This is a genomic window from Flavobacterium agricola, assembly GCF_025919725.1.
In the GTDB taxonomy this organism is placed as follows: Bacteria; Bacteroidota; Bacteroidia; order Flavobacteriales; family Flavobacteriaceae; genus Flavobacterium; species Flavobacterium agricola.
Genome location: NZ_CP081495.1, coordinates 2,328,499 through 2,352,331 on the forward strand (window position 1 = coordinate 2,328,499; position 23,833 = coordinate 2,352,331).

At 37.1% G+C, this 23,833-nt stretch carries 19 protein-coding genes, 3 tRNA genes, 3 rRNA genes and 1 pseudogene; 17 read left to right on the forward strand and 9 right to left on the reverse strand.

The features are described 5' to 3' along the window. Positions 1-36 precede the first annotated feature (36 nt). Both K5I29_RS11530 and K5I29_RS11535 read right to left on the reverse strand, forming a co-directional pair. Positions 37-555, reverse strand: a complete 519-nt coding sequence (locus K5I29_RS11530; RefSeq protein ID WP_264433483.1) for an acyl-CoA thioesterase — start codon at positions 553-555, stop codon at positions 37-39. Positions 556-626: 71 nt separating this feature from the next. Further along, the gene (locus K5I29_RS11535; protein ID WP_264433484.1) at positions 627-1,664 is read right to left on the reverse strand and encodes an HU domain-containing protein; all 1,038 of its coding nucleotides are present in this window, start codon (positions 1,662-1,664) and stop codon (positions 627-629) included. A 123-nt stretch (positions 1,665-1,787) separates the two neighbouring features. Between K5I29_RS11535 and dprA the strand changes: the two genes are divergently transcribed. Further along, entirely contained in the window at positions 1,788-2,900 is a 1,113-nt protein-coding gene (gene dprA / locus K5I29_RS11540; protein WP_264433486.1) for a DNA-processing protein DprA, read from the forward strand. A gap of 34 nt (positions 2,901-2,934) precedes the next feature. Here the strand turns inward: dprA and trpS are convergent, their stop codons facing one another. After that, the gene (gene trpS / locus K5I29_RS11545) at positions 2,935-3,903 is read right to left on the reverse strand and encodes a tryptophan--tRNA ligase (protein WP_264433488.1); all 969 of its coding nucleotides are present in this window, start codon (positions 3,901-3,903) and stop codon (positions 2,935-2,937) included. Between the two features lie 334 nt (positions 3,904-4,237). On the opposite strand from trpS, the gene K5I29_RS11550 reads away from it, so the two are divergent. After that, positions 4,238-4,744 carry a lysophospholipid acyltransferase family protein gene (locus tag K5I29_RS11550; RefSeq protein WP_264433489.1) on the forward strand — a complete coding sequence of 169 codons (507 nt, stop codon included), beginning with the start codon at positions 4,238-4,240 and terminating at the stop codon, positions 4,742-4,744. Here the strand turns inward: K5I29_RS11550 and K5I29_RS11555 are convergent. The 3 genes and pseudogenes from K5I29_RS11555 to recA form a co-directional block, all read right to left on the reverse strand. Next, positions 4,731-5,342 (reverse strand): hypothetical protein, encoded by a 612-nt coding sequence (locus K5I29_RS11555; RefSeq protein WP_264433490.1) that lies wholly within the window; start codon positions 5,340-5,342, stop codon positions 4,731-4,733. The two genes, K5I29_RS11550 and K5I29_RS11555, sit on opposite strands and share 14 nt — an antisense overlap. Then, the gene (locus tag K5I29_RS11560; RefSeq protein ID WP_264433492.1) at positions 5,335-5,886 is read right to left on the reverse strand and encodes an RNA polymerase sigma factor; all 552 of its coding nucleotides are present in this window, start codon (positions 5,884-5,886) and stop codon (positions 5,335-5,337) included. Before K5I29_RS11560 ends, K5I29_RS11555 begins: the two co-directional genes overlap by 8 nt. 105 nt (positions 5,887-5,991) lie before the next feature. Beyond that, positions 5,992-6,997, reverse strand: a pseudogene (gene recA / locus K5I29_RS11565) (recombinase RecA). Positions 6,998-7,393: 396 nt separating this feature from the next. On the opposite strand from recA, the gene K5I29_RS11570 reads away from it, so the two are divergent. From K5I29_RS11570 to K5I29_RS11595, 6 genes are all read left to right on the forward strand, one after another. After that, positions 7,394-9,367: a KUP/HAK/KT family potassium transporter gene (locus K5I29_RS11570; protein ID WP_264433493.1), complete on the forward strand. Its 1,974-nt coding sequence runs from the start codon at positions 7,394-7,396 to the stop codon at positions 9,365-9,367. Between the two features lie 87 nt (positions 9,368-9,454). Beyond that, complete coding sequence (locus tag K5I29_RS11575) at positions 9,455-9,781, forward strand: hypothetical protein (RefSeq protein ID WP_264433494.1); 327 nt, start codon at positions 9,455-9,457, stop codon at positions 9,779-9,781. 159 nt (positions 9,782-9,940) lie between these two features. Next, positions 9,941-11,308 (forward strand): oxygen-dependent tRNA uridine(34) hydroxylase TrhO, encoded by a 1,368-nt coding sequence (trhO, locus tag K5I29_RS11580; RefSeq protein ID WP_264433495.1) that lies wholly within the window; start codon positions 9,941-9,943, stop codon positions 11,306-11,308. A gap of 1 nt (position 11,309) precedes the next feature. After that, a complete protein-coding gene (locus K5I29_RS11585) occupies positions 11,310-12,551 on the forward strand; it encodes a peptidase U32 family protein (protein WP_264433496.1) in 1,242 nt (413 codons plus the stop codon). After that, complete coding sequence (locus tag K5I29_RS11590; protein ID WP_264433497.1) at positions 12,551-12,781, forward strand: ferredoxin; 231 nt, start codon at positions 12,551-12,553, stop codon at positions 12,779-12,781. The genes K5I29_RS11585 and K5I29_RS11590 overlap by 1 nt, the downstream gene beginning before the upstream one ends. Before the next feature lie 3 nt (positions 12,782-12,784). Further along, complete coding sequence (locus K5I29_RS11595; protein WP_264433499.1) at positions 12,785-13,138, forward strand: arsenate reductase family protein; 354 nt, start codon at positions 12,785-12,787, stop codon at positions 13,136-13,138. 31 nt (positions 13,139-13,169) lie between these two features. Here K5I29_RS11595 and K5I29_RS11600 read toward each other — a convergent pair whose 3' ends face one another. From K5I29_RS11600 to K5I29_RS11610, 3 genes are read right to left on the reverse strand one after another with little or no spacing between them, the layout of a single operon-like run. Beyond that, positions 13,170-13,946 (reverse strand): Rossmann-fold NAD(P)-binding domain-containing protein, encoded by a 777-nt coding sequence (locus tag K5I29_RS11600; protein WP_264433500.1) that lies wholly within the window; start codon positions 13,944-13,946, stop codon positions 13,170-13,172. A 1-nt stretch (position 13,947) separates the two neighbouring features. Next, the gene (locus K5I29_RS11605; RefSeq protein WP_264433501.1) at positions 13,948-14,571 is read right to left on the reverse strand and encodes a chloramphenicol acetyltransferase; all 624 of its coding nucleotides are present in this window, start codon (positions 14,569-14,571) and stop codon (positions 13,948-13,950) included. After that, positions 14,571-15,260: an HAD family hydrolase gene (locus tag K5I29_RS11610; RefSeq protein WP_264433502.1), complete on the reverse strand. Its 690-nt coding sequence runs from the start codon at positions 15,258-15,260 to the stop codon at positions 14,571-14,573. The genes K5I29_RS11605 and K5I29_RS11610 overlap by 1 nt, the downstream gene beginning before the upstream one ends. 304 nt (positions 15,261-15,564) lie before the next feature. Here K5I29_RS11610 and K5I29_RS11615 point away from each other — a divergent pair, with 304 nt between their 5' ends. The 9 genes from K5I29_RS11615 (at position 15,565) to K5I29_RS11655 (ending at position 23,808) form a co-directional block, all read left to right on the forward strand. Beyond that, a complete protein-coding gene (locus tag K5I29_RS11615; protein ID WP_264433503.1) occupies positions 15,565-16,281 on the forward strand; it encodes a porin family protein in 717 nt (238 codons plus the stop codon). A 16-nt stretch (positions 16,282-16,297) separates the two neighbouring features. Continuing rightward, positions 16,298-17,809 (forward strand): S41 family peptidase, encoded by a 1,512-nt coding sequence (locus K5I29_RS11620; protein WP_264433504.1) that lies wholly within the window; start codon positions 16,298-16,300, stop codon positions 17,807-17,809. After that, on the forward strand, positions 17,800-17,976 hold the full coding sequence (locus K5I29_RS11625; RefSeq protein WP_264433505.1) for a hypothetical protein: 177 nt from the start codon (positions 17,800-17,802) through the stop codon (positions 17,974-17,976). Before K5I29_RS11620 ends, K5I29_RS11625 begins: the two co-directional genes overlap by 10 nt. A 644-nt stretch (positions 17,977-18,620) precedes the next feature. After that, positions 18,621-20,136: ribosomal RNA gene (locus tag K5I29_RS11630) — 16S ribosomal RNA — on the forward strand. Between the two features lie 79 nt (positions 20,137-20,215). Continuing rightward, positions 20,216-20,289: transfer RNA gene (locus K5I29_RS11635), tRNA-Ile, on the forward strand. A gap of 87 nt (positions 20,290-20,376) precedes the next feature. After that, positions 20,377-20,450 (forward strand) — tRNA-Ala (locus tag K5I29_RS11640). A gap of 126 nt (positions 20,451-20,576) precedes the next feature. Beyond that, positions 20,577-23,458, forward strand: a 23S ribosomal RNA gene (locus K5I29_RS11645). A 120-nt stretch (positions 23,459-23,578) separates the two neighbouring features. Beyond that, positions 23,579-23,688: ribosomal RNA gene (gene rrf, locus K5I29_RS11650) — 5S ribosomal RNA — on the forward strand. The 16S, 23S and 5S rRNA genes sit together here with 3 tRNA genes alongside, the layout of an rRNA operon. A gap of 45 nt (positions 23,689-23,733) precedes the next feature. Beyond that, a tRNA-Val gene (locus tag K5I29_RS11655) sits at positions 23,734-23,808 on the forward strand. The last annotated feature ends 25 nt before the right edge of the window (positions 23,809-23,833 follow it).

The following is a 23,833-nucleotide window of genomic DNA, read 5'->3' on the forward strand; positions in this document are numbered from 1 at the left end:
AACCATAAAAAAGAACGCTTACTAAGCGTGCTTTTTTTATTCTGTAAATAAAGCTTTAAGTTCAGTAGCATCATGTGGTTTCATGCGGCCAGCTAAAATAAGGCTTAATTGTTTTCTGCGTAAGGCAGCTGCAAATCGTTGTCTTTCATCTTCGGTTTCAGGAACAACTTCAGGAATTTGAACCGGAGTTCCCATATCGTTTACTGCAACAAAAGTATAAATAGCAGAACCTGCATTCATAATTTCACCCGTTTCACGATCTTCAACCGTAATGTCAGCAATAACTTCTAAAGAAGTATTAAATGCTCTAGAAACTTTAGCAACAACCGTTACTACAGCGCCCGAAGGAATAGGTTTACTAAACGCAACGTGATTTACCGAAGCAGTTACACAAACACGACGCGTATGACGGCGTGCTGTAATACCACAACATTTATCAATGCGTGCTAAAAGTTCACCACCAAATAAATTGTTTAACGGATTGGTTTCGCCCGGCAAAACAAAATCGGTATGTGTGGTTATAGAATCTTTTGGATATTTTGGAGTTAAATACATGCTTTTTTAATTTTTGCAAATATATAAATATATTCATAAAAGTTAAATCCCCGAATTATCAGGGATTTAAATTAAAGCTTTGTATAAACCCAAGCTTCCTTATTGTTATTTTTCTGAATGGTATTAAGCGCATTAATTGCTCCAGAATAATCAGCAAAACTTTTGTAAGCAACCATATATAAGTTATGTGGATTTTTACCAATAATACTTGCTCCAGTAAAACCAAGTTCTTGTAACTCTTGTGTTTTTTTCAAAGCATTTTCTTCACTTTTAAAAGAACCTGCAATTACATGATAAAGCAAATGGCTGTAATCGGTAGCATTGCCTTTTATACTATTATCAACTTTAACTAAAAGCGTTTCTGTTGGATTAGCCATGATAAAGGTAGCTTCCTGAATGGTTTTTTCAACCTTATCTTGTACATCTTTCTGAACCGCTAAAGAAACCTTTTCTTCTAACGAATCATTATAAATTTTGTAACCCCAACCACAACCAATAAGCACCGCTAAAACAGCAGCGATTGAGCCGTAATTTGAAGCAGATTTTTTTGTTTTTAAAGATTGATGCGTTTTAGGCGTTTCAACTTCAGCCAAAATTGGTTCAGCTAATGGTAATATTTTAGTTTCAGAAACTGTAATTTTAGGAGTTGATGCAACAACAGGAGCCAAATTCAGGCTTTCACTTTCTTCGCGTGCAACATCTGGCGTTACAATATTGGTTAATCCAAACGAATCGGTATTGTAATTCACCGTATTAAAGGCAACAAATTCTAAATTTCCTTCTTTGTTTTTAGATAATTCACCAACCAAATCAAGCGTTAAAGTTTCGTCTAAATCTAAAATATGATGCCAAGTAGCAACCGTTTGTTTTATGTTAGCTACCGCATCAGCGTACGAAACATTCTCTTCAATCGCAACATGATTTGCCAATAAACCATCGTTATTTTGTAAATGACGATTAAAGCTTACCGTTTTTTTAGGCGGCAACATTATGTTTTTAACAGCATCTATTTCTGCCGATTTGTATTCGGTTAAAAAAGCACCAAATCCAGGAATTGTTACGCATTGGTAACGATATAATAGGTCTGAAATGTATTTATCTAAGCTCATTTCACAAAAATAGTTAATAGGTTCACTTTCGCAAAGTTAATTGTTAATTATTTACAAAATCAAAAAGCAGGTTATAATTATTTGTGCTTAAAGTAGTTTATACTAAAAGTAAGTTTTTTTTAAATGAATCAGGCAGAACTTTACCATTTACTTCGTTTAAATATAACGCCTAATATCGGATATATTATTGGGCGTCGGTTAATTTTTGCCTTTGGTTCTGCAACCGCGGTTTTTAATGCAAGCAAAGCAGATGTTTTAGCGATTGATAAGGTTGGCCCGCAGGTTTATCAGGTCTTGCATAAAAATTTAGATGCTGAAACGCATAAAAAGATTGAATCCGAAATGGCTTATATTGCCGCCAACAACATTCAGGTTCTGCCCGTTACGCATCCCAATTATCCCGAACATTTAAAACATTGTTACGATGCGCCATTTTTACTTTTTTGTAAAGGAAAAATTGATTTAAACGCAAAGCGAATTATTAGTATTATAGGAACCCGAAGTTTAACCAAATACGGAGCTGTTTTTTGCGAATCGTTGGTAGAAGCAATTGCGCCTTATGATCCGGTTATTGTTAGCGGATTAGCTTACGGAACCGATGCTTGGGTGCATCAATTGGCGTTAAAATATAAACTGCAAACCATAGCTGTTTTACCCAGTGGTTTCGCAAATATATATCCCAAAGAGCATAAAACATTAAGTAATCAAATTTGTGAAAACGGCGGATTAATTTCGGAGTTTTGGCACCAGCGTTATCCAGAAAAAGAAAATTTTGTAAAACGTAACCGAATTGTTGCAGGAATAAGCGTTGCCACCGTATTAATAGAAAGTGCTTTAAAGGGCGGTTCGTTGCTTACCACCGGTTTTGCTAATGATTACGATCGGGAAGTTTATGCACTGCCAGGTAAAGTAACCGATGCGTTTAGCCAAGGTTGTAATGCGCTAATTAAAAAACATTTGGCAACTATTTTAACTTCACCATCCGATTTAATTTCTGGCTTAAGTTGGGATGTAACGCATAAGCCCAAAGCAACCGTACAAACTCAACTTTTTTTAGAATTGGAACCCAACGAACAGCTGATTTATGATTTTTTAGTCAAAAACGGCAAATCTTTTTTTGATGTTATTCAGGTTGGTTGTGGTTTACCAAGCGCAACAATAAGTGCTTTGCTTTTGCAAATGGAATTAAACGGAATCATTAAAAACCTACCGGGTAAGTTTTTCGATATCAAATAAAAAAACCTTAAACAATCGTTTAAGGTTTTGTATTTTAATAGCCCAATTTTTGACGAACGCGTTGTAAAACGCCATTTGCAACTGTTGCAGCTTTTTGAGCTCCAATTTTTAGCAATTGGTCAACTTCGTCTAAATTATTTATGTAATAATTGTATTTTTCACGTTCTACTTTAAATGTGTCAACTAACAATTCAAAAAATTCTTGTTTGGCGTGACCATAACCGTAATTTCCTGCTAAATATTTAGCACGTAAACTTTCTATTTGTTCTGGTGTTGCTAGTAACGAATAAAGTTTAAAAACATTACATGTATCTGGGTTTTTAGGTTCTTCAAGCGGAGTAGCATCGGTAACAATGCTCATAACTTGTTTACGTAGCGCTTTATCATCTAAAAAAATATTAATAAAGTTGTTACGAGATTTACTCATTTTTTCGCCGTCAGTACCCGGAATGGTCATTACATTTTCCTCAATTTTTGCTTGAGGTAAAACAAATGTTTCGCCCATTTGGTGGTTAAAACGCGAAGCAACATCGCGCGTAATTTCTATATGTTGCAATTGGTCTTTACCAACCGGAACAATTTCTGCATCATATAATAAAATATCAGCAGCCATTAACATCGGATATGTAAATAGTCCAGCATTAACATCGGCCAAATAATCTTGTTTATCTTTAAAAGAATGAGCAAGCGTTAACCGTTGAAACGGAAAAAAACAGCTTAAATACCAACTTAGCTCACAAGTTTGAGGAACGTCCGATTGGCGGTAAAAAACTACTTTGTTAATATCTAAACCACAAGCAAGCCAAGTTGCTGCTGCACTATAAGTATTGTTGCGTAATAAATCTCCGTCTTTTATTTGTGTTGTAGAATGTAAATCTGCAATAAATAAAAAGGATTCGTTTTCCGGATTATTTGCCATATTTATGGCAGGGATAATTGCTCCCAAAAGATTACCTAAGTGAGGAGTACCTGTACTTTGAACTCCGGTTAAGATTTTTGCCATGTATAAAAAGTTTTACACAAAGGTACAGCTTTTAGATTTTGTATAAAATGAATTGTTACATTTGATTATTAATAATATTTTTTCATGCTTCGAATAGGTCTTGTTTATTTATGGCGCTTATGGTTTTACCTTTTGGCTATTTGCATAACCTTAGTTTTGCTGCCTTTTATTTTAGTAAGCGTTATTTCAAAAAAAACATATTCACTTTTTTTTCTTTTTTGCTAGAATTTGGAGTGCTGTAATTTTTTATGGCATCGGAATGCGATTTTCTTTAATTGATAGTTGTAAACCGCAAAAAAATAAAAGCTATATTATTATCGCCAACCATACATCTATGCTCGATATTATGTTAATGGTTTTAGTAGCTAAAAATAATCCGTTTGTATTTGTAGGTAAAGCCGAATTGGCTAAAATTCCTGTTTTTGGGTTTGTTTACAAACGTACTTGTATTTTGGTAGATCGTAAGGATTTAAAAAGTAAAAAGAATGTTTATAGTGAAGCTCACGAAAAAATAACAAGTGAATTAAGCGTTTGTATTTTTCCTGAAGGTGGAGTAAACGATGATGAATCTGCTGTTTTAGATCCGTTTAAAGATGGTGCTTTTAGGTTGGCAATAGAGCATAAGTTGCCCATTTTACCCATTACCTTTTATGGCTTAAAAGATTTTTTCCCGTTTGTATTAAAAAAAGGAAAACCAGGCAATGTGCTGGTTAAAATTCATGAACCTATTGCAACAGAATCTTTATCTATTGAAGATAAAAAAGATTTAAACGCAGCTTGTCATGATTTAATTTTGAGGCAATTAACAACCTTTAGAGCCGAACAAATTAAAGAACAATAAGGCTGTCTTGTTTTTCAACATTGGTTGATATTAAACTACTTGAATCAGAAACGCTATTGATATATTTTTCAATTTGTTCTGAGGTTAAAGTAGTTGTAGTAACTTTTTTAGCTGTGTTGTTTTTGTCTGCTCTAAAAACGTTGGCTTTTGTTGGCAGTGCTTTTTCAACTTTTGTTTCTGCATTCACTAAAGTTGTGTTTTGTAACAGGGTAACTTTTTTGTTTGTTTTTGCAGTACGAATTGTTTTTTCTTCTTTATCAAAAACACCAGCCGGAGCTTCTGGTTTTATATCTAAACTTTTACCTAAATAATCTGGCAAAGTAGCTTCTATGGCTTGTTCCATAACAATAGGAGCAGGGGCAATAAAATCCCGTTTTTGTTCTGCTAAATTGTTTACAAACAAATATCCAACTACCATTGTAACCGTTACAACAGCAGCAATTTGGTACTTATAAGTTTGTAAGTACGAGGTTATAGAAAAAGCGGCTTTTGGTGCCATAGCATTCGAAATATTTGACCAAGAATTCTGTGGTGCGTTTACTTCAAAATCTTTAAATTTTTCTTTAAAAAGGCGGTCTAAATTTTTTAAATTACTCATTTACGGTTAGCAATAAATTATTGTTTTGGTAAGATTCTACTTTTTCTTTTAAGATTAAGCGGGCTCTTGCCAAATTAGATTTTGAGGTTCCTGTTGATATGTTTAATAATTCTGCAATTTCCTTATGCGAATAATCTTCAAAAACATACAAGTTGAACACCAAACGATATTGATTGGGTAAATCTTGTACAATTTTCAATAAATAGTCCAACGGTATGTTTTCTTGGTCTAAAACCTCTACTTCAACCATTTCTGGAAGTTCGTCACTCACAATTTCTAGAACACCGGGCGATCGGTAGGTTTGTAAAATATTATTTATAAATAAGCGTTTTGCCCAACCTTCGAACGAACCTTTAAACGCAAAAGTATTTAATTTAGTAAACAATAAAATAAACCCATCTTGTAGGTTATCTTGTGCTTCGGTGTAATTTCTAGAGTATTTTAAACAAATGCTAAACATTTTGGGCGCAAGCATTTTATACAATTGCTCCTGAGCAATTACATCGTTTTTTAAACATTTGTATATGATGTCTTTGTATACCAAATTTGTTTTAATAAATAATATAATAATTAATTTTAGGCCATATAAAGGTGCGAAAAAAAAATGAAAATAAAAAAGCTCAGTTGTTAAACTGAGCTTTTTTAACGATTATTGGTTTTCTTTTTCTTTAAGATATTCTTTAATTTTAGTTTCAAGTTCGTCCATTAATTCAGGATTGTCTTTAATTAAAAGCTTAACTGCATCACGTCCTTGGCCTAATTTTGTTTCGCCATAGCTAAACCATGATCCTGCTTTTTTAACAATTTCAAACTCAACTGCTAAGTCTAAAACTTCACCAACTTTAGAAATTCCTTCGCCATACATCACATCAAATTCTGCGGTACGGAAAGGTGGTGCAACTTTATTTTTTACAATTTTAACCTTAGTGCGGTTACCAATTACATTTTCGCCATCTTTAATTTGTGTTGATTTTCTGATATCAATACGAACAGAAGCGTAAAACTTTAAGGCATTACCACCCGTTGTAGTTTCTGGGTTTCCGAACATAACCCCAATTTTTTCACGCAATTGGTTAATAAAGAAAACTGTACAATTGGTTTTATTAATGGTCCCGGTTAATTTACGTAAAGCTTGTGACATTAAACGCGCATGTAATCCCATTTTAGAATCACCCATGTCGCCTTCAATTTCAGATTTTGGTGTTAAAGCGGCAACTGAGTCAATTACTACTAAATCAACTGCTCCAGAACGAATTAAACTTTCAGCAATTTCTAAAGCTTGCTCCCCATTATCTGGTTGAGATATAATTAAGTTGTCAATATCAACGCCTAATTTTTCAGCATAAAAACGGTCAAAAGCATGTTCAGCATCAATAAAAGCAGCAATTCCACCTTGTTTTTGTGCTTCTGCAATAGCGTGTAACGTTAAAGTTGTTTTACCTGAAGATTCTGGTCCGTAAATTTCTATTATACGTCCACGGGTAACCATTAACGCCTAAAGCTAAATCAATACCTAATGATCCAGACGGAATAGCTTCAACTTCTTCAACCGCGCTATCGCCTAATTTCATTACCGTTCCTTTTCCAAAAGCTTTATCAAGCTTATCTAAAGTAAGTTGCAATGCTTTTAATTTTGCTTCTTTATCTGTGCTCATGTGTTTCTTTTTTTAGTAAAAATACTCTTTTTTTTGAATTGAATCGATATAACTTTTCTCGAATTATTTCTTATGATTGATTTTCAGTTACAAAGTAATGCTTTTGTAAAGACAAAATACGGCTTTGTTTTTTTGGAGTTTTGAAAATTTTTATTCACCATCTAAATTATTTATCTAGTTAAAAATAGTAATGCTTCTTTTTAAGAATTTTAACAACTTTTATTTTGTTTTTTTGTTGTGTTTGTTTGCTAAAAAGTTTTATTTAATTGTTTTGTTTAACAATTTGCTATTCAGGCAAATAAATTTGGTAAAAACGCTTTTTTATGTTGGTGTTGTATATACATTTGCACTCGATTTTTAACTCGATTATAAAAATTTTTAATACAAAATTTTACCATGTCACAAGCAAGTAATCATCTTAGCAAAGTTAGTTTAGGTACTTTATTGGTAACCTTAGGAATTATTTATGGTGATATTGGTACTTCGCCTTTGTATGTAATGAAGGCCATTATGGGGCGAAATGCTATTGATGAAGCTGTTGTTTTAGGAGCCATTTCTTGCGTGTTTTGGACCTTAACTTTACAAACTACAGTGAAATATGTTTTTTTAACTTTAAAAGCTGATAATAACGGAGAAGGTGGTATTTTTTCGTTATTCACGTTGGTTAAAAAACTTAAAAAGCCGTGGTTAATTGTTCCTGCTATTTTAGGAGGAAGTGCTTTGTTGGCTGACGGAATTATTACCCCACCAATTTCAATTTCTTCAGCGGTTGAAGGATTAAAAATTTATTCACCCAACTTGGCAACCATTCCAATTGTAATCGGAATTTTATGTGGTATCTTTTTTATTCAGCAATTCGGTACTAAAACTATAGGTAAACTTTTTGGCCCGATGATGTTAATCTGGTTTTTAATGCTGGGTATTTTAGGTTTTGGTCATTTACTAGGTAATTTGTCGGTATTAAAAGCTTTAAACCCGTACTATGCCATTCATTTATTAAGCATTCATTCTGAAGGATATTTGGTTTTAGGTTTTGTGTTTTTATGTACTACAGGAGCCGAAGCTTTATATAGCGATTTAGGCCATTGCGGAATTAAAAATATTAGAATCAGTTGGATTTTTGTAAAAACCATGTTGGTTTTAAGCTATTTTGGTCAAGGTGCTTTACTTATTCAGCATGTTGGACAAACCTTGGTAGATTTATCTCCAAACTCCGATCAACCTGCCAATCCGTTTTACTTGGTAATGCCCGATTGGTTTTTACCTTTCGGAATTGGTATTGCAACTATGGCTGCTGTTATTGCTTCTCAGGCCTTAATTAGCGGTTCGTTTACGTTAATTAACGAAGCTATCCGATTAAATCTATGGCCAAAAGTTCGTGTAAAATTCCCAACAAATGTTAGAGGGCAATTGTACATTCCATCCATTAACTTTTTGTTGTTTGTAGGTTGCGTTTTTGTGGTTTTGCATTTTAAAGAATCGGGTAATATGGAAGCTGCTTATGGGCTTGCCATCACACTTTGTATGATTTCTACCACCATTTTATTAGGTTATTTTATGGTGCTAAAACGGGTGCATATTTTATTAATCATTCCGGTGGTGCTTATTTATTTAGCTATTGAAGTTTCGTTTTTTGTAGCTAACCTTCAAAAATTTTCTCACGGCGGTTATGTAACGGTTTTCATTGCTGGTATTTTAGCTGCAGTAATGACCATTAATTATTTAGGTAAAAAAATTAGAAGAGGATATACCGATTTAGTTGAATTTGTGGATTACGAACAAATTTTAACCGATTTAAGTCAAGATCAGTCGGTACCTAAATACGCAACAAACTTGGTGTACCTAACCAATTCTTTTTATCCAACGCAAGTTGAATACAAAGCCATGTATTCCATTATAAACAGAAGACCTAAAAGAGCCGATAATTATTGGTTTGTACACGTAAATGTTGCTGATGAACCGTATAAATTAGCTTACCGCGTAGTAAAATACGGCCCAAACCAAAACATATTGCGTATTGATTTCTATTTAGGATTCAGAAACGAGCAGCGCATCAATGTTTTAATGAAACAAGTGGTAACAGAGTTAATGGAAAATGGTGAAATAGATATAACCAGTCGTTACGAATCGTTAAGTGATAAAAACATGATTGGTGATTTTGAATATGTGTTGATTGAAAAAGAATTATCTTATGATAACGATTTACCCATGAAAGAAAAAATCATTTTAGATCTGTACGATTTTTTAAAACGAATCTCTCTTTCTGAAGAAAAAGCTTTTGGTTTAGACAGCAGCGCGGTTAAAATTGAGCATTTTCCTTTAATTATTCGACCAATTGAAGAATTGCCGTTAAAACGAATTCAAGATTAATACTATATTACTTTAAAATGACAGATTATAATTTTATAAATTGCCTTTTTCAGTAAATGAAGTTACTTAAACAAATATAAAAAAAGCATGAAAAAAAAATATATTTCCATTCTATTAGCTTCCTTTTTTGTTAGTTGTGCTACTCAAACCTCATTAAATCCTGTTCAAAATAATGGACCTAAAAAAGAAGTTTACATTGGTATGCCTTTAGATCAATTTAAAGAATCTGTTCCAAACAATAGCTACGTAATGTATAAAGGCGAAGTAACGGTGTATAAAGCAGATTTTAGTAATCGTGATACAACAGAAAATAAAAAAGCAAGACGTGATTTTCGCTATTTTTATTTTATAAACGATGAGCTAGTAAATGTTGATGCAGGTGCTGGAGTAAAAAGCTATAAAATGGGCTGGTAATTTTTCAAATAGATTTATAAATAAATCAGATTAAGAAATTCTGTACCTAAAATATATGACTTTTGTCGTGTAACTTCAATTAATTATATCGTAAATTTGCGGCAAAATCCTTCCATTTAGGGTTTACATATATTTACTACTCACTTAAAAGTTTATAGCATGCAACTGTATAACACTTTAAGCGCTGAAGAACGCGCGCAATTAATTGAGCAAGCTGGAGAAAAAAGACTGACTTTGTCTTTTTATGCTTATGCCAATATTCAAGATCCCGAAAAATTTCGTAACGATTTATTTATAGCTTGGAATGAGCTTGGTGCTTTAGGACGTACATACGTAGCGCACGAAGGTATTAATGCTCAAATGTCTGTTCCTGCCGAAAATTTTGAAGCTTTTAGAGAAACTTTAGAAGCTTATGATTTTATGAAAGGCATTCGCTTAAATGTAGCTGTTGAGCAAGATGATTTATCGTTTTTAAAATTAACAGTAAAAGTTCGTAATAAAATTGTTGCCGACGGATTAGATGATGCAACTTTTGATGTTACCAATAAAGGTATTCATTTAGGAGCAAAAGAATTTAATGACATGTTAAACGATCCGAACGTTGTTGTGGTAGATTTTAGAAACCATTACGAAAGTGAAATTGGTCGTTTTACAGGTGCTATTACACCAGATGTTGATACGTTTCGCGAATCATTACCAATTATTAACGAGCAACTACAAGCACATAAAGAAGATAAAAAACTTTTAATGTATTGTACGGGCGGTATTCGTTGTGAAAAAGCCAGTGCCTATTTCAAGCACCAAGGTTTTAAAAATGTGTATCAGCTAGAAGGCGGAATTATTGAATACACACGCCAAGTTAAAGAACAAGGATTAGAAAGTAAATTTATTGGTAAAAACTTTGTTTTTGATCACCGTTTAGGCGAAAGAATTACAGACGATATTATTGCCAATTGCCACCAATGTGGTAAACCTTGTGATACGCACGTAAACTGTGCCAACGAAGGATGCCATTTGTTATTCATTCAGTGTGACGAATGTCACGAAAAAATGCACGGATGTTGTTCAGACGAATGTGTAGATATTATTCAACTGCCGATTGAAGAACAAAAGAAAATCAGAAAAGGCGTTCAAAAAGGCAATTTAATTTTCAAGAAAGGAAAATCGGATGCGCTTAAATTTAAAAAAGAGCGAAACGTTTTCGAAGAAATTGTTCCTGTAAAAGTAGCTAAGGTTACCGAAATCAGAAAGAAAAAAGCCGAACGTAAAGTTTATGTTGCCCAAGGCGAACATTATTTTACAAAAGCTTCAGTTGCCCAATTCATTATCGAAAACAAAGCATTACAAATCGGTGACGAAATTGTAATTCAAGGACCAACAACTGACGAAGAGCGTTTAACCTTAACAGCAATGAAAGTTAACGGTCAAAATGTTGATAAAGCTGTAGTAGGCGATAAAGTAACTTTCGAAGTACCTTTTAGAATTCGCTTATCAGACAAATTATTTGTAATCGAAAAAAACAAATAGCATGACAACAACGGGTAGAATTGAGTTGATGGCCCCAGCCGGCGATTTTGCTTCGTTACAAGCAGCAATAGATAATGGTGCTGATTCAGTATATTTTGGTGTAGAGCAACTAAACATGCGTGCTCGTGCAACTTTAAATTTTACTATTGATGATTTACCAGAAATTGCACGTCGTTGTAACGAAAAAAACGTCAGAACTTATCTAACCTTAAATACAATTATTTACGATCACGATTTGTCGGTTGTAAAAACGTTGTTGCAAAAAGCAAAACATGCGCAGTTAACAGCTGTAATTGCTTCAGATCAAGCGGTAATTGCATCTGCAAGAGCCATTGGTTTAGAAGTGCATATTTCAACACAGTTAAACGTAACCAATATAGAAACGGTTAAGTTTTACAGCTTGTTTGCAGATACCATTGTGCTTTCGCGCGAATTAAGTTTACGTCAGGTAGCAAAAATTACCGAAGCCATTGCCAAAGAACAAGTAAAAGGGCCGTCTGGAAATTTAGTGGAAATCGAAATTTTTGGGCACGGAGCTTTATGTATGGCCGTTTCGGGTAAATGTTATTTAAGTTTGCATTCGCACAATTCATCGGCCAATCGGGGAGCATGCAAACAAAACTGCCGAAAAAAATATACGGTAATTGATCAAGAATCTGGCTTTGAAATCGAAATTGATAACGAATACATGATGTCGCCTAAAGATTTATGTACGTTAGATTTTTTAGATCAGGTAATTGATGCCGGAATTCAAGTTTTAAAAATTGAAGGACGAGGTAAAGGTCCAGATTACGTAGCTGTGGTAACGCGAACGTATCGTGCTGCTATTGATGCGTATTATGACGGAACTTTTACACCCGAAAAAGTAACGCAATGGATGACCGATTTACGAACCGTGTACAACCGCGATTTTTGGAGCGGTTATTATTTAGGTCAAAAAATGGGTGAGTGGAGCGATGTTCCCGGATCTTTAGCAACTCAGAAAAAAGTTTATGTTGGCAAAGCCATGCATTACTTTCAGAAAGCAAACATTGGTGAATTTAAAGTTGAAGCTTACGATATTAAAGTAGGCGATAAAATTTTAATCACCGGGCCAAGTACCGGAGCACAAGAATTGGTGATTGATGAGCTTTTTGCAAACGGTGAAAAAGTTGAAAAAGCAACAAAAGGAGATGATGCAACATTTAAATTGCCTTTCCGCATCCGATTGTCAGATAAAATGTATAAAATTGTAGAAGCGTAATGGTTGTTGTTACCTTACAACGCGACAAATGCATTGGTTGTAATTATTGTGTAGAAATGGCTCCGGCTCAATTTCAAATGTCAAAAAAAGATGGTAAAACGGTTTTGCTTAAAGCTTCTGAAGCCAAAGGTTTTTTTACATTAAAATCACACGACTATGCTATTTTAGAACCTTGTGAAAATGCTGCCAAAGCTTGTCCCGTTCATATCATTGTGGTTAAAGAAACATAAATAATGAATAAAATATATTACTTAAGCACTTGCGATACGTGCAAAAAAATCATGAATCAAATTCATGATTTATCTCAATTTGAGTTGATTGATATTAAAACCAATCCGTTAACAGAAAATCAAGTTGATGAAATGTATGCTTATACAAAAAGCTTCGAAAAGCTTTTTAGTAAACGTGCGCAGCTGTACAAACAATTAAATCTGAAAGAAGCCAATTTAAACGAGGCAGGTTTTAAAAAATATTTGTTAGAACATTATACGTTTTTAGCGCGCCCGGTAATTATATTCAATAACGAAATTTTTGTGGGTAACAGCCCTAAAAATATATCGGCAATGTTGCAAAAAGTAAATGCATAAAAAAACAACTCCTAAATGGAGTTGTTTTTTTTTATATCGTATCCGTAAATTGGTAACCTAGTTTCTGTGTAATTTTGTCCGACAAAACAATTTTACCTTGTAAAGGCGCTTGCTCATTATAAGTTGGCGGTAATAAATTTCTACTTTTTGCAGCTTGCGTGTAATAAGCCAATTTGGTTGGATGTTCTGGGTAAACTACATTAAAAATTTCGGCAGGGCAATTTTTTTTAATAACAGCACAAATGGCTCCAATGCAATCGGCTAAACCAACTAAGTTAACGGGCGCATTAGGATTCTGATCTAAATTTCTTCCGGTTAAGCTGGTAATCGGATTTCGGGTTGGACCAACCAATCCGCCTAAACGTAAAATAGTAGTTTTAAATGCGGCATTGTTTTTAAAAATAGCTTCTACCCGAACTAAAAGTTTGGTTTCATCAACGGGATCGGTTTCATCAAGCGTTTGATTTAAATCACTATAAACTGAAGTAGAACTTAAAAAAACAACTTCTTTAACCGTACTTTTTGCAATAGCTTGGCCAAGCAGTTGCATCGTATCAAAATAGCTTTCTGATCGAGATGCGTTTACAGCAATTACAATTGTGGTAAGGTTCTGAATAAATGCTTTAAAAGTTGCATCTATTTCGTTGGGCGATAAAGCAACAGGATAAGCAGCAACGCCATGAGCTTGTAAATCAGCTAACGTTACAGCATTTCTGCTTGTGCCTTTAACAACCGGATATACCGCGGCTAAATGCTTGGCTAAAGGCAGCCCAAGCCAACCGCAACCAATAATACCAATGTTCTTCATTTTATTTATCTAACATTTTCTGAAATTCTTCAAAAAACAAACCTAAATGGTACCCATCTGCTAAGCCGTGATGTGCATGAACGGCAACTGCAAATTCGTATCTGCCATTATTTTCTACCAACTTACCGATCGAAACTTTAGGACAGCTATCAGGATGCGTAAACGAACGCGCGTGCGAAAGTGACGTAAAGTTTACCCACGGAATGGCAGAAAAATGAATTAAGTTTTCTTTAAAATCATTTCGGGTAAATAAACCCGGCGTTTGTTGTACACGGGCAACTTCGTCTACAACGATTTGTTTAAAAGTTGTAAAGTTCGAATCGTATTTAATGAACGAAAAACCAAACGTTTTATCATCCCGCATTATGGTGGTAGATGCATCAATGCTGTCAAAAACTACTGGTTTGCCATCAACAATTCGGTAACGTAAATTTTCTACCGCATTAATAGCTTGCAACGCGCAATGTAAATAATAGGCAAAAAACGCAATGCCGTTTGTTTTACAATGTTTGTAAGCTATGGTTGCATCTAAGTTTTGAACCAAGCCAAAAAAAGGTTCGTTCATAGCACTAAAAAACTCAAAATGCTCTTTTCTATTCCAATTGGCTAAATCAATTTCCTTCATTATAATATATCTAGAATCTCAGTAATTTGAGAAACGGTTTTAAATTTTGGATGAACAATTTCATGATCAATGCGCTCGTGCGCCCAAGTTGTGGTAAACGGAACATGCACCGCACTGCCGCCCACGTTTAAAACAGGCAAAATATCTGATTTTAACGAATTCCCAATCATAAAAAATTCATCGCCCTGTATATCTAAACGTTGTAGCAATTTTTGGTAATCTTCATCGGCTTTTTCGGTCATCACTTCAATGTGATGAAAATAGGCTCCTAAGCCCGATAAGTGCAATTTGCGTTGCTGATCTTTTAAATCACCTTTGGTAGCAACTACCAATTTGTACTTGCCTTGCAGCGCTTGTAAAGTTTCGTGCACGCCCGGCAACAATTCAACCGGTTTTTGCAACAAATCTTTTCCTATTTCAATAATCTTTTCAATTGCCTTGTTAGAAACCTTTCCGTTAGAAACTTGGTAAGCTGTTTCAATCATCGATAAAATATAGCCCTTAATGCCATAACCATATAAAGGTAAATTAGCAACCTGCGTAGTAAAAAGCTGCTGAGAAAGGCCTTGGTGCGATAAAAAATCTTCCATCAAACCACAAAACTTTTTTTCAGCTTCCTCAAAAAAAGGTTCGTTAATCCATAACGTATCGTCAGCATCAAAAGCAACTACCTTAATATTTTTGTTCATTGTTTCTATTTTTTACAAATATATTACGGGTTTTTTTCAATTCCGATTTTCAAACCATTTATCTTCTTGGGCGTAACCTTCGTTGCCTCAGGTCGGGCTTTTTGCTTTATCTTTTTTTGAAGTTTGTAAAAACGAACCTTAAAAAAAGGATGCCGCTGCAATCCCTTACGCGCGCTGCAATAAATATATTATTCATAATTGCGAAAAATGAATTTATCCAAACAGTAATTTTATTAACTTTTCTTTAAGTTGTTTGTGTTTTTTTAATATATTCATAACATTAACCAATGCAAATAAATATATTATGGTAAAAAAAACCATTCAAGCTTTAGGTGTTGTTGCTATTTTACTAACCAGCAGCGCAACCAAAGCACAAACAAAATTTAAAGTAGGAATAGATGCGGGGTATACCCATACCACGTTGCATGCAGATGTTTCTGGATTAGTAGATTCAAAATATACCGGTCGTGGTGGTTTTGGAACCAACATTTCGGCCGAAATGAATGTTTGGAAAACGCTTTTCGTTTCCAGCGGGGTTTCGTTTATTCAACGCAACTACAAGTTCGAACGTACCAATTCACGCCAAGGCTGGTACACCAAATTTGATAACGAATTTTTATCGGTTCCGGTTTTAGTGGGCGGTTATTTAATTAATAATCCGTACGAAACAGATGGTATTTGGCTTAAAGTTGCCGGAGGTGTTTACGGTGAATATTGGTTGTCGCAAAAACGAGACGGACAATATCCGGTTTTCTCTGAACTTCAACCTGACGGAAGTTATAACTACACGCAAGTTTCAGAAAAGTACGATTTCAAAAAAAATGAAAACGAGTTAGAACGTTTTGCTTTTGGTTTACAAGGCCAAGCACAATTGGGTTACGCGCTTAAAACTTTTGATGTTTATTTAGGTTATAACTATTTATATGGTTTAACAGACAGCAATAAATATCGCATTAGCGGCAGTAAAAAAACAACCCGAGATTCGCACATGTTAACTTTAGGTGTGGGTTACAAATTTTAAATTAAGCGTATAAATTATGAGAAAAATATTTATAAAATCCCTACTATTAAGCGCTACGTTAGCTGCATCAATGGCTACCGTAAGTTCTTGTTCTAATGACGATTCAACCTCAATTACAGATCCTCGTCGTTTTGCAGCGAGCGATGTAAAATCGTATGCTAATTTATTCGAGGTTTTTTGGCACACTATGGATCAGCGCTACAATTATTTTAGTGAACAAAAACAAATTGATGGTTACAATTGGGATAACATATATAAAGAATATCATCCGAAATTCGAAGCTTTACAAACTTGGGGCCGCGAAACCGATGATGAAGGACAAATAAATGCTGATTATTTACAAGCTAAAGAATATTTTACTGAAATAATCGATCCGATTATTGATCGCCATTTTAACGTACTAATCTATTTTCCAATAACAAATAAAAATATTATTACTTCCGAGTATTTTTATGGAGGTATGACCAATACCGATGTGGCACGTAATTATCCGTTTGCTCAGAAATATGCCTACATGCAAAATAATTTGGCAACCAATTCAGTAAAAAGACAAAACTTTTTATTAGCGGGCGAGGTGAAAACAAATCCAGACATTTATTATATGTCTTTTAGCGATTTTACCTTATCCTCAAAAATGCAAATTACATTATTTGATAAATATTTAAATCCTGATGCAGGTAATTCACTATTGCTTACCGAAGCTAAAATTGACGCTAATCCATCTCTTAATTATATTGCCGATCCTGCTGTTAGAGAGCAAGTAAAAGCATTTACCATGAATGTTTTAAATGAGTGGAATACTTTTTTTAGTTCTGCTGAGGTAGAAAATTTTAATAAAGAGATTCAAGGGTTTAAAAATACCGAGGTACTTTCTGATGCTTTTGTTCAAAATGCACAAGCTGCTTTGGCTAAAATTCCAACGTTACCCAATTATTCGCAGTTGGCAACATACAACTCAGTTATTAATTTAGATTTTTATGCCTATTATTATATTGATTGGTTTATAGGTCAAATGTCACAGCATGTTACATATGGTTATAATTTGCCAAGTTTTCAGCAAGCTGCGGCAAGTGTTATAAACAATCAGGCGTTTTATAAGCAATTTTTAAACCCACTAGCAAAAGGAGAAATAAAAAAAGTGATTTTAGATTTGCGTTCTAACGGAGGTGGTGCTGTTTTAGATGCACGCTTTTTCTCAGATCGATTTGTAACTAAAGAAACTGTTTTTGCTTATCAACGAACTAAAGAAGGTAACGGAAGGTTTAATTATACCCCGTGGATAGAAGCAAAAACCAACCCGCACAAATTTGGCATTCCGGCAAACATTCCAATTGCTATTTTAACCGATCGTGGTAGCGCTAGCATGTCTGAAATAACAACCTTAATGTTAAAATCACAAGGTAACCAAGTGGTTAGTATTGGTGATTATTCGGCAGGAGCTACTGCTGGTTTAGGTACTACCGACGATTTTAATGGCGGTACCGCGATGCTGTGGCTGGTGGTTGGCTTACTTTTTATATGCCGTTAATGGCCATGAAAGATGCAACCGGACAAGTAATAGAAGGAATTGGAATTAAACCTGATATTGAAGTTACCCCACCAACTGATGATGAATTGTTTCAAATGTATTATTCTCCATCAACATTTATCGATCGTGTTTTCAATCAAGCAGTCGAGTATTTATCTACCAAATAACAAAAGGTTCGCAATCGCGAACCTTTTGTTATATAATAACCTTAATAATCGCATTTGTGCGTGTCCCAAGTATCCTCGGGCCGGGCTTTCCGCTTTATCTTTTCGGGTCAATTTCAAAAACAATCGCTTTTTATTACCATAAGCTAGCTTCAAAACACAAATTGTCCCCCATTTTTTTACCCCTCAAAGGATGCCGCTTCAATCCCTCACGCGCGCTGCCAACCAAAAAAGCATTTTTTTTTACGGGTTAACCCTTCACAAAATGAACGTTTTAAAAAATAGTTTATAAAAAGATGCATTTTTATTTGTTTGCGATAAGAAAAAGGTACTATCTTTGCCATCGCAAACAAGGATATATGCCTTGTTTTTTTATCTAAAGTTCATAAACCTATTGTAATCTTCAAAAGGCTTTTAAAATCGGCTAAAACCGGTTAAAAAAGAAGGGAAAAAATATTTTTCTAAAAAAGTTTTGTAAGATTAAAAATAAGTTTTACTTTTGCACTCGCAACTGTGAAAAACACGGGTTGCGCTAAAAAAGAAGTAACGATTACGTTCATTGATATATTGAATTGACAGCAAAAAAATAAGAGAGTAATCTCGTATTAAAGAACAAAGACCTAGCAATCGTACAATAATAAAAATATACGATGAAGAGTTTGATCCTGGCTCAGGATGAACGCTAGCGGCAGGCCTAACACATGCAAGTCGAGGGGTAGAGGCAGCTTGCTGTTTTGAGACCGGCGCACGGGTGCGTAACGCGTATGCAACCTACCTTATACTAAGGAATAGCCCAGAGAAATTTGGATTAACGCCTTATGGTGTTTTAGATTGGCATCAATATAAGACTAAAGATTACGGTATAAGATGGGCATGCGTCCCATTAGTTAGTTGGTAAGGTAACGGCTTACCAAGACGATGATGGGTAGGGGTCCTGAGAGGGAGATCCCCCACACTGGTACTGAGACACGGACCAGACTCCTACGGGAGGCAGCAGTGAGGAATATTGGTCAATGGAGGCAACTCTGAACCAGCCATGCCGCGTGCAGGAATAAGGTCCTATGGATTGTAAACTGCTTTTGTATAGGAAGAAACCATCCCTTGCGAGGGGTCTTGACGGTACTATACGAATAAGGATCGGCTAACTCCGTGCCAGCAGCCGCGGTAATACGGAGGATTCGAGCGTTATCCGGAATCATTGGGTTTAAAGGGTCCGTAGGCGGCCTAGTAAGTCAGTGGTGAAAGTTTGCAGCTTAACTGTAAAATTGCCATTGAAACTGCTGGGCTTGAATTTTTGTGAAGTAACTAGAATATGTAGTGTAGCGGTGAAATGCATAGATATTACATGGAATACCAATTGCGAAGGCAGGTTACTAACAAAGTATTGACGCTGATGGACGAAAGCGTGGGTAGCGAACAGGATTAGATACCCTGGTAGTCCACGCCGTAAACGATGGATACTAGTTGTTCGGTTTTCGGACTGAGTGACTAAGCGAAAGTGATAAGTATCCCACCTGGGGAGTACGAACGCAAGTTTGAAACTCAAAGGAATTGACGGGGGCCCGCACAAGCGGTGGAGCATGTGGTTTAATTCGATGATACGCGAGGAACCTTACCAGGGCTTAAATGTAGATTGACGTATTTGGAAACAGATATTTCTTCGGACAATTTACAAGGTGCTGCATGGTTGTCGTCAGCTCGTGCCGTGAGGTGTCAGGTTAAGTCCTATAACGAGCGCAACCCCTGTCGTTAGTTGCCATCGAGTGATGTCGGGAACTCTAACGAGACTGCCAGTGTAAACTGCGAGGAAGGTGGGGATGACGTCAAATCATCACGGCCCTTACGTCCTGGGCCACACACGTGCTACAATGGCCGGTACAGTGAGCAGCCACTACGCGAGTAGGAGCGAATCTACAAAACCGGTCACAGTTCGGATCGGAGTCTGCAACTCGACTCCGTGAAGCTGGAATCGCTAGTAATCGGATATCAGCCATGATCCGGTGAATACGTTCCCGGGCCTTGTACACACCGCCCGTCAAGCCATGGAAGCTGGGGGTACCTGAAGTCGGTGACCGCAAGGAGCTGCCTAGGGTAAAACTAGTGACTGGGGCTAAGTCGTAACAAGGTAGCCGTACCGGAAGGTGCGGCTGGAACACCTCCTTTCTAGAGAAGTATTGATAGGTTCAACTTTATATTGAAATTACTCTCGCTGTTAGTTCAAAAATTTATAAGTAAAATACAGAGTCTCGTAGCTCAGCTGGTTAGAGTACTACACTGATAATGTAGGGGTCCCCAGTTCGAGTCTGGGCGGGACTACTATTTTGTTTATAGATAAAAAAAGGAAATTCTAGGGTTGGGTGTTGAGATACTATCAACAAGGATTCAACATTCACATAGAAGAATGGGGGATTAGCTCAGCTGGCTAGAGCGCCTGCCTTGCACGCAGGAGGCCATCGGTTCGACTCCGATATTCTCCACGATTTTAGATAAATATCTAAATAACCGTTCATTGACATATTGCAATAGAAAATACAAACAAAAAGTAGAAAGAAAAAAAAATAATTTTTTTACAGTAGAACGCAAGTTCTGTGTAGAAAACTCATACATAAGCAAATTAAGGGCGTATGGGGGATGCCTAGGCTCTCAGAGGCGATGAAGGACGTGATAAGCTGCGAAAAGCTACGGGGATTGGCACACACGAATAGATCCGTAGATATCCGAATGGGGCAACCTGTCTAGTTGAAGACTAGTCACATCGAAAGATGAGCAAACCCGCTGAACTGAAACATCTAAGTAGGCGGAGGAGAAGAAAACAAGAGTGATTCCGTAAGTAGTGGCGAGCGAACGCGGAACAGCCCAAACCAATATTGTTACGGCAATATTGGGGTTGTAGGACCACGATATTTTATGCAAAGCGAATTAGAATAACCTGGAAAGGTTAACCGAAGAGGGTGATAGTCTCGTATAAGTAAGCGATGTAATAGATAGTGGTATCCTGAGTAGGTCGGGGCACGTGAAACCCTGATTGAATTTGCCGGGACCATCCGGTAAGGCTAAATACTCCTGAGAGACCGATAGTGAACCAGTACCGTGAGGGAAAGGTGAAAAGAACCGTGAATAACGGAGTGAAATAGATCCTGAAACCATACGCTTACAAGCGGTCGGAGCCCTTTTATGGGGTGACGGCGTGCCTTTTGCATAATGAGCCTACGAGTTACCGTTGCTGGCAAGGATAAGCACTTTAGGTGTGGATCCGTAGCGAAAGCGAGTCTTAATAGGGCGCTTTAGTCAGTAGTGGTAGACGCGAAACCGTGTGATCTACCCATGGACAGGTTGAAGTTTAGGTAACACTAAATGGAGGACCGAACCCGTTGACGTTGAAAAGTCTTGGGATGATCTGTGGGTAGGGGTGAAAGGTCAATCAAACTCGGAAATAGCTCGTACTCCCCGAAATGCATTTAGGTGCAGCGCTGTTTTAGTTTATTAGAGGTAGAGCTACTGATTGGATGCGGGGGCTTCACCGCCTACCAATTCCTGACAAACTCCGAATGCTAATAAATGTTTTACAGCAGTGAGGGCATGGGTGCTAAGGTCCATGTCCGAGAGGGAAAGAACCCAGACCATCAGCTAAGGTCCCCAAATGTATACTAAGTTGAAAAAACGCGGTTTGTTTGCTTAGACAGCTAGGATGTTGGCTTGGAAGCAGCCATTCATTTAAAGAGTGCGTAACAGCTCACTAGTCGAGCGAACGAGCATGGATAATAATCGGGCATAAGTATACTACCGAAGCTATGGATTTGCGCTAAGCGCAAGTGGTAGGGGAGCATTCTAAACTGGGTTGAAGGTGTACTGTGAGGTATGCTGGACTGTTTAGAAAAGCAAATGTAGGCATAAGTAACGATAAGGAGGGCGAGAAACCCTCCCGCCGTAAGACTAAGGTTTCCTGAGCTATGCTAATCAGCTTAGGGTTAGTCGGGACCTAAGGCACACCCGAAGGGGGACGTCGATGGCCAACGGGTTAATATTCCCGTACTTCTAATAATTGTGATGGGGTGACGGAGTGATGAAAGCACCGCGGACTGACGGAATAGTTCGTTAAAGTACGTAACTATAGGACTTGTAGTAAAATGCGCAGGTCTTGGTGAAATACGATAGTACACAAAATCTTCGGATGGCGTGATAGTGTGCCTAAGGGCTTCCAAGAAAAACCTCTAAACATAGATTATTAGAACCCGTACCGTAAACCGACACAGGTAGTCGAGGAGAGTATCCTCAGGCGCTCGAGAGATTCATGGCTAAGGAATTAGGCAAAATAGACCTGTAACTTCGGGAGAAAGGTCGCCAGCAGCAATGCTGGCCGCAGTGAAAAGGTCCAGGCGACTGTTTATCAAAAACACAAGGCTTTGCAAAATCGTAAGATGACGTATAAGGTCTGACACCTGCCCGGTGCTGGAAGGTTAAGAGGAGATGTTATTCGCAAGAAGAAGCATTGAATTGAAGCCCCAGTAAACGGCGGCCGTAACTATAACGGTCCTAAGGTAGCGAAATTCCTTGTCGGGTAAGTTCCGACCTGCACGAATGGTGTAACGATCTGGACACTGTCTCAGCCATGAGCTCGGTGAAATTGTAGTAACGGTGAAGATGCCGTTTACCCGCAGTGGGACGAAAAGACCCTGTGCACCTTTACTATAGCTTAGTATTGTTCTTGGATAAGTGATGTGTAGGATAGGTGGGAGACTATGAAGTGGCGTCGCTAGGCGTTGTGGAGTCATTGTTGAAATACCACCCTTTGCTTATCTGAGGTCTAACTCTGCGTTGCAGAGGACATTGCTTGGTGGGTAGTTTGACTGGGGTGGTCGCCTCCAAAAGAGTAACGGAGGCTTCTAAAGGTTCCCTCAGTACGCTTGGTAACCGTGCGTAGAGTGCAATGGCATAAGGGAGCTTGACTGAGAGACATACAGGTCGATCAGGTACGAAAGTAGAGCATAGTGATCCGGTGGTTCCGCATGGAAGGGCCATCGCTCAAAGGATAAAAGGTACGCCGGGGATAACAGGCTGATCTCCCCCAAGAGCTCATATCGACGGGGGGGTTTGGCACCTCGATGTCGGCTCGTCACATCCTGGGGCTGGAGAAGGTCCCAAGGGTTGGGCTGTTCGCCCATTAAAGTGGCACGCGAGCTGGGTTCAGAACGTCGTGAGACAGTTCGGTCTCTATCTACTGTGGGCGTTAGAAATTTGCGTGGATCTGATTCTAGTACGAGAGGACCGAATTGGACTAACCTCTGGTGTATCAGTTGTGCCGCCAGGTGCATCGCTGAGTAGCTACGTTGGGCAGGGATAAGCGCTGAAAGCATATAAGCGCGAAACCCACCACAAGATTAGATTTCTTTAAAGGGTCGTTGTAGATGACAACGTTGATAGGCTATAGATGTAAAGGCAGTAATGTCATAGTCGAGTAGTACTAATAACCCGTAAGCTTATGTATTTGTCTCCTGCTGAAATTAAGTAGGCAGGAGGACTTCTTTCTAATAAAAGTAGAAGAGTTTGTATAGAACAACTATTGTAATAGGGTCAACCATATATTGCTAGATATAGCAAACCGATTTAAGGTGGTTATTGCAACGAGGCTCACCTCTTCCCATCCCGAACAGAGAAGTTAAGCTCGTTAGCGCAGATGGTACTGCATTTATGTGGGAGAGTATGTCGCTGCCTTTTTTTAAAACCTTAATGTATTTAAAATAGATTAAGGTTTTTTGTATCGGGCGATTAGCTCAGCTGGTTCAGAGCACCTCGTTTACACCGAGGGGGTCAGGGGTTCGAATCCCTTATCGCCCACCGAAAGAAAAACTCCTCATCAGAA

Excerpts from the sequence above, each read along its gene's own strand:
- K5I29_RS11605 (WP_264433501.1), bottom strand. The coding sequence starts at position 14,571 with ATGAAGGAAATTGATTTAGCCAATTGGAATAGAAAAGAGCATTTTGAG.
- K5I29_RS11615 (WP_264433503.1), top strand. The coding sequence starts at position 15,565 with ATGGTAAAAAAAACCATTCAAGCTTTAGGTGTTGTTGCTATTTTACTA.
- K5I29_RS11585 (WP_264433496.1), top strand. The coding sequence starts at position 11,310 with ATGACAACAACGGGTAGAATTGAGTTGATGGCCCCAGCCGGCGATTTT.
- K5I29_RS11535 (WP_264433484.1), bottom strand. The coding sequence starts at position 1,664 with ATGAGCTTAGATAAATACATTTCAGACCTATTATATCGTTACCAATGC.
- trpS (WP_264433488.1), bottom strand. The coding sequence starts at position 3,903 with ATGGCAAAAATCTTAACCGGAGTTCAAAGTACAGGTACTCCTCACTTA.
- dprA (WP_264433486.1), top strand. The coding sequence starts at position 1,788 with ATGAATCAGGCAGAACTTTACCATTTACTTCGTTTAAATATAACGCCT.
- K5I29_RS11610 (WP_264433502.1), bottom strand. The coding sequence starts at position 15,260 with ATGAACAAAAATATTAAGGTAGTTGCTTTTGATGCTGACGATACGTTA.
- K5I29_RS11555 (WP_264433490.1), bottom strand. The coding sequence starts at position 5,342 with ATGAGTAATTTAAAAAATTTAGACCGCCTTTTTAAAGAAAAATTTAAA.
- K5I29_RS11595 (WP_264433499.1), top strand. The coding sequence starts at position 12,785 with ATGAATAAAATATATTACTTAAGCACTTGCGATACGTGCAAAAAAATC.
- trhO (WP_264433495.1), top strand. The coding sequence starts at position 9,941 with ATGCAACTGTATAACACTTTAAGCGCTGAAGAACGCGCGCAATTAATT.
- K5I29_RS11590 (WP_264433497.1), top strand. The coding sequence starts at position 12,551 with ATGGTTGTTGTTACCTTACAACGCGACAAATGCATTGGTTGTAATTAT.
- K5I29_RS11625 (WP_264433505.1), top strand. The coding sequence starts at position 17,800 with ATGCCGTTAATGGCCATGAAAGATGCAACCGGACAAGTAATAGAAGGA.
- K5I29_RS11575 (WP_264433494.1), top strand. The coding sequence starts at position 9,455 with ATGAAAAAAAAATATATTTCCATTCTATTAGCTTCCTTTTTTGTTAGT.
- K5I29_RS11550 (WP_264433489.1), top strand. The coding sequence starts at position 4,238 with ATGCTCGATATTATGTTAATGGTTTTAGTAGCTAAAAATAATCCGTTT.
- K5I29_RS11600 (WP_264433500.1), bottom strand. The coding sequence starts at position 13,946 with ATGAAGAACATTGGTATTATTGGTTGCGGTTGGCTTGGGCTGCCTTTA.
- K5I29_RS11620 (WP_264433504.1), top strand. The coding sequence starts at position 16,298 with ATGAGAAAAATATTTATAAAATCCCTACTATTAAGCGCTACGTTAGCT.
- K5I29_RS11570 (WP_264433493.1), top strand. The coding sequence starts at position 7,394 with ATGTCACAAGCAAGTAATCATCTTAGCAAAGTTAGTTTAGGTACTTTA.
- K5I29_RS11530 (WP_264433483.1), bottom strand. The coding sequence starts at position 555 with ATGTATTTAACTCCAAAATATCCAAAAGATTCTATAACCACACATACC.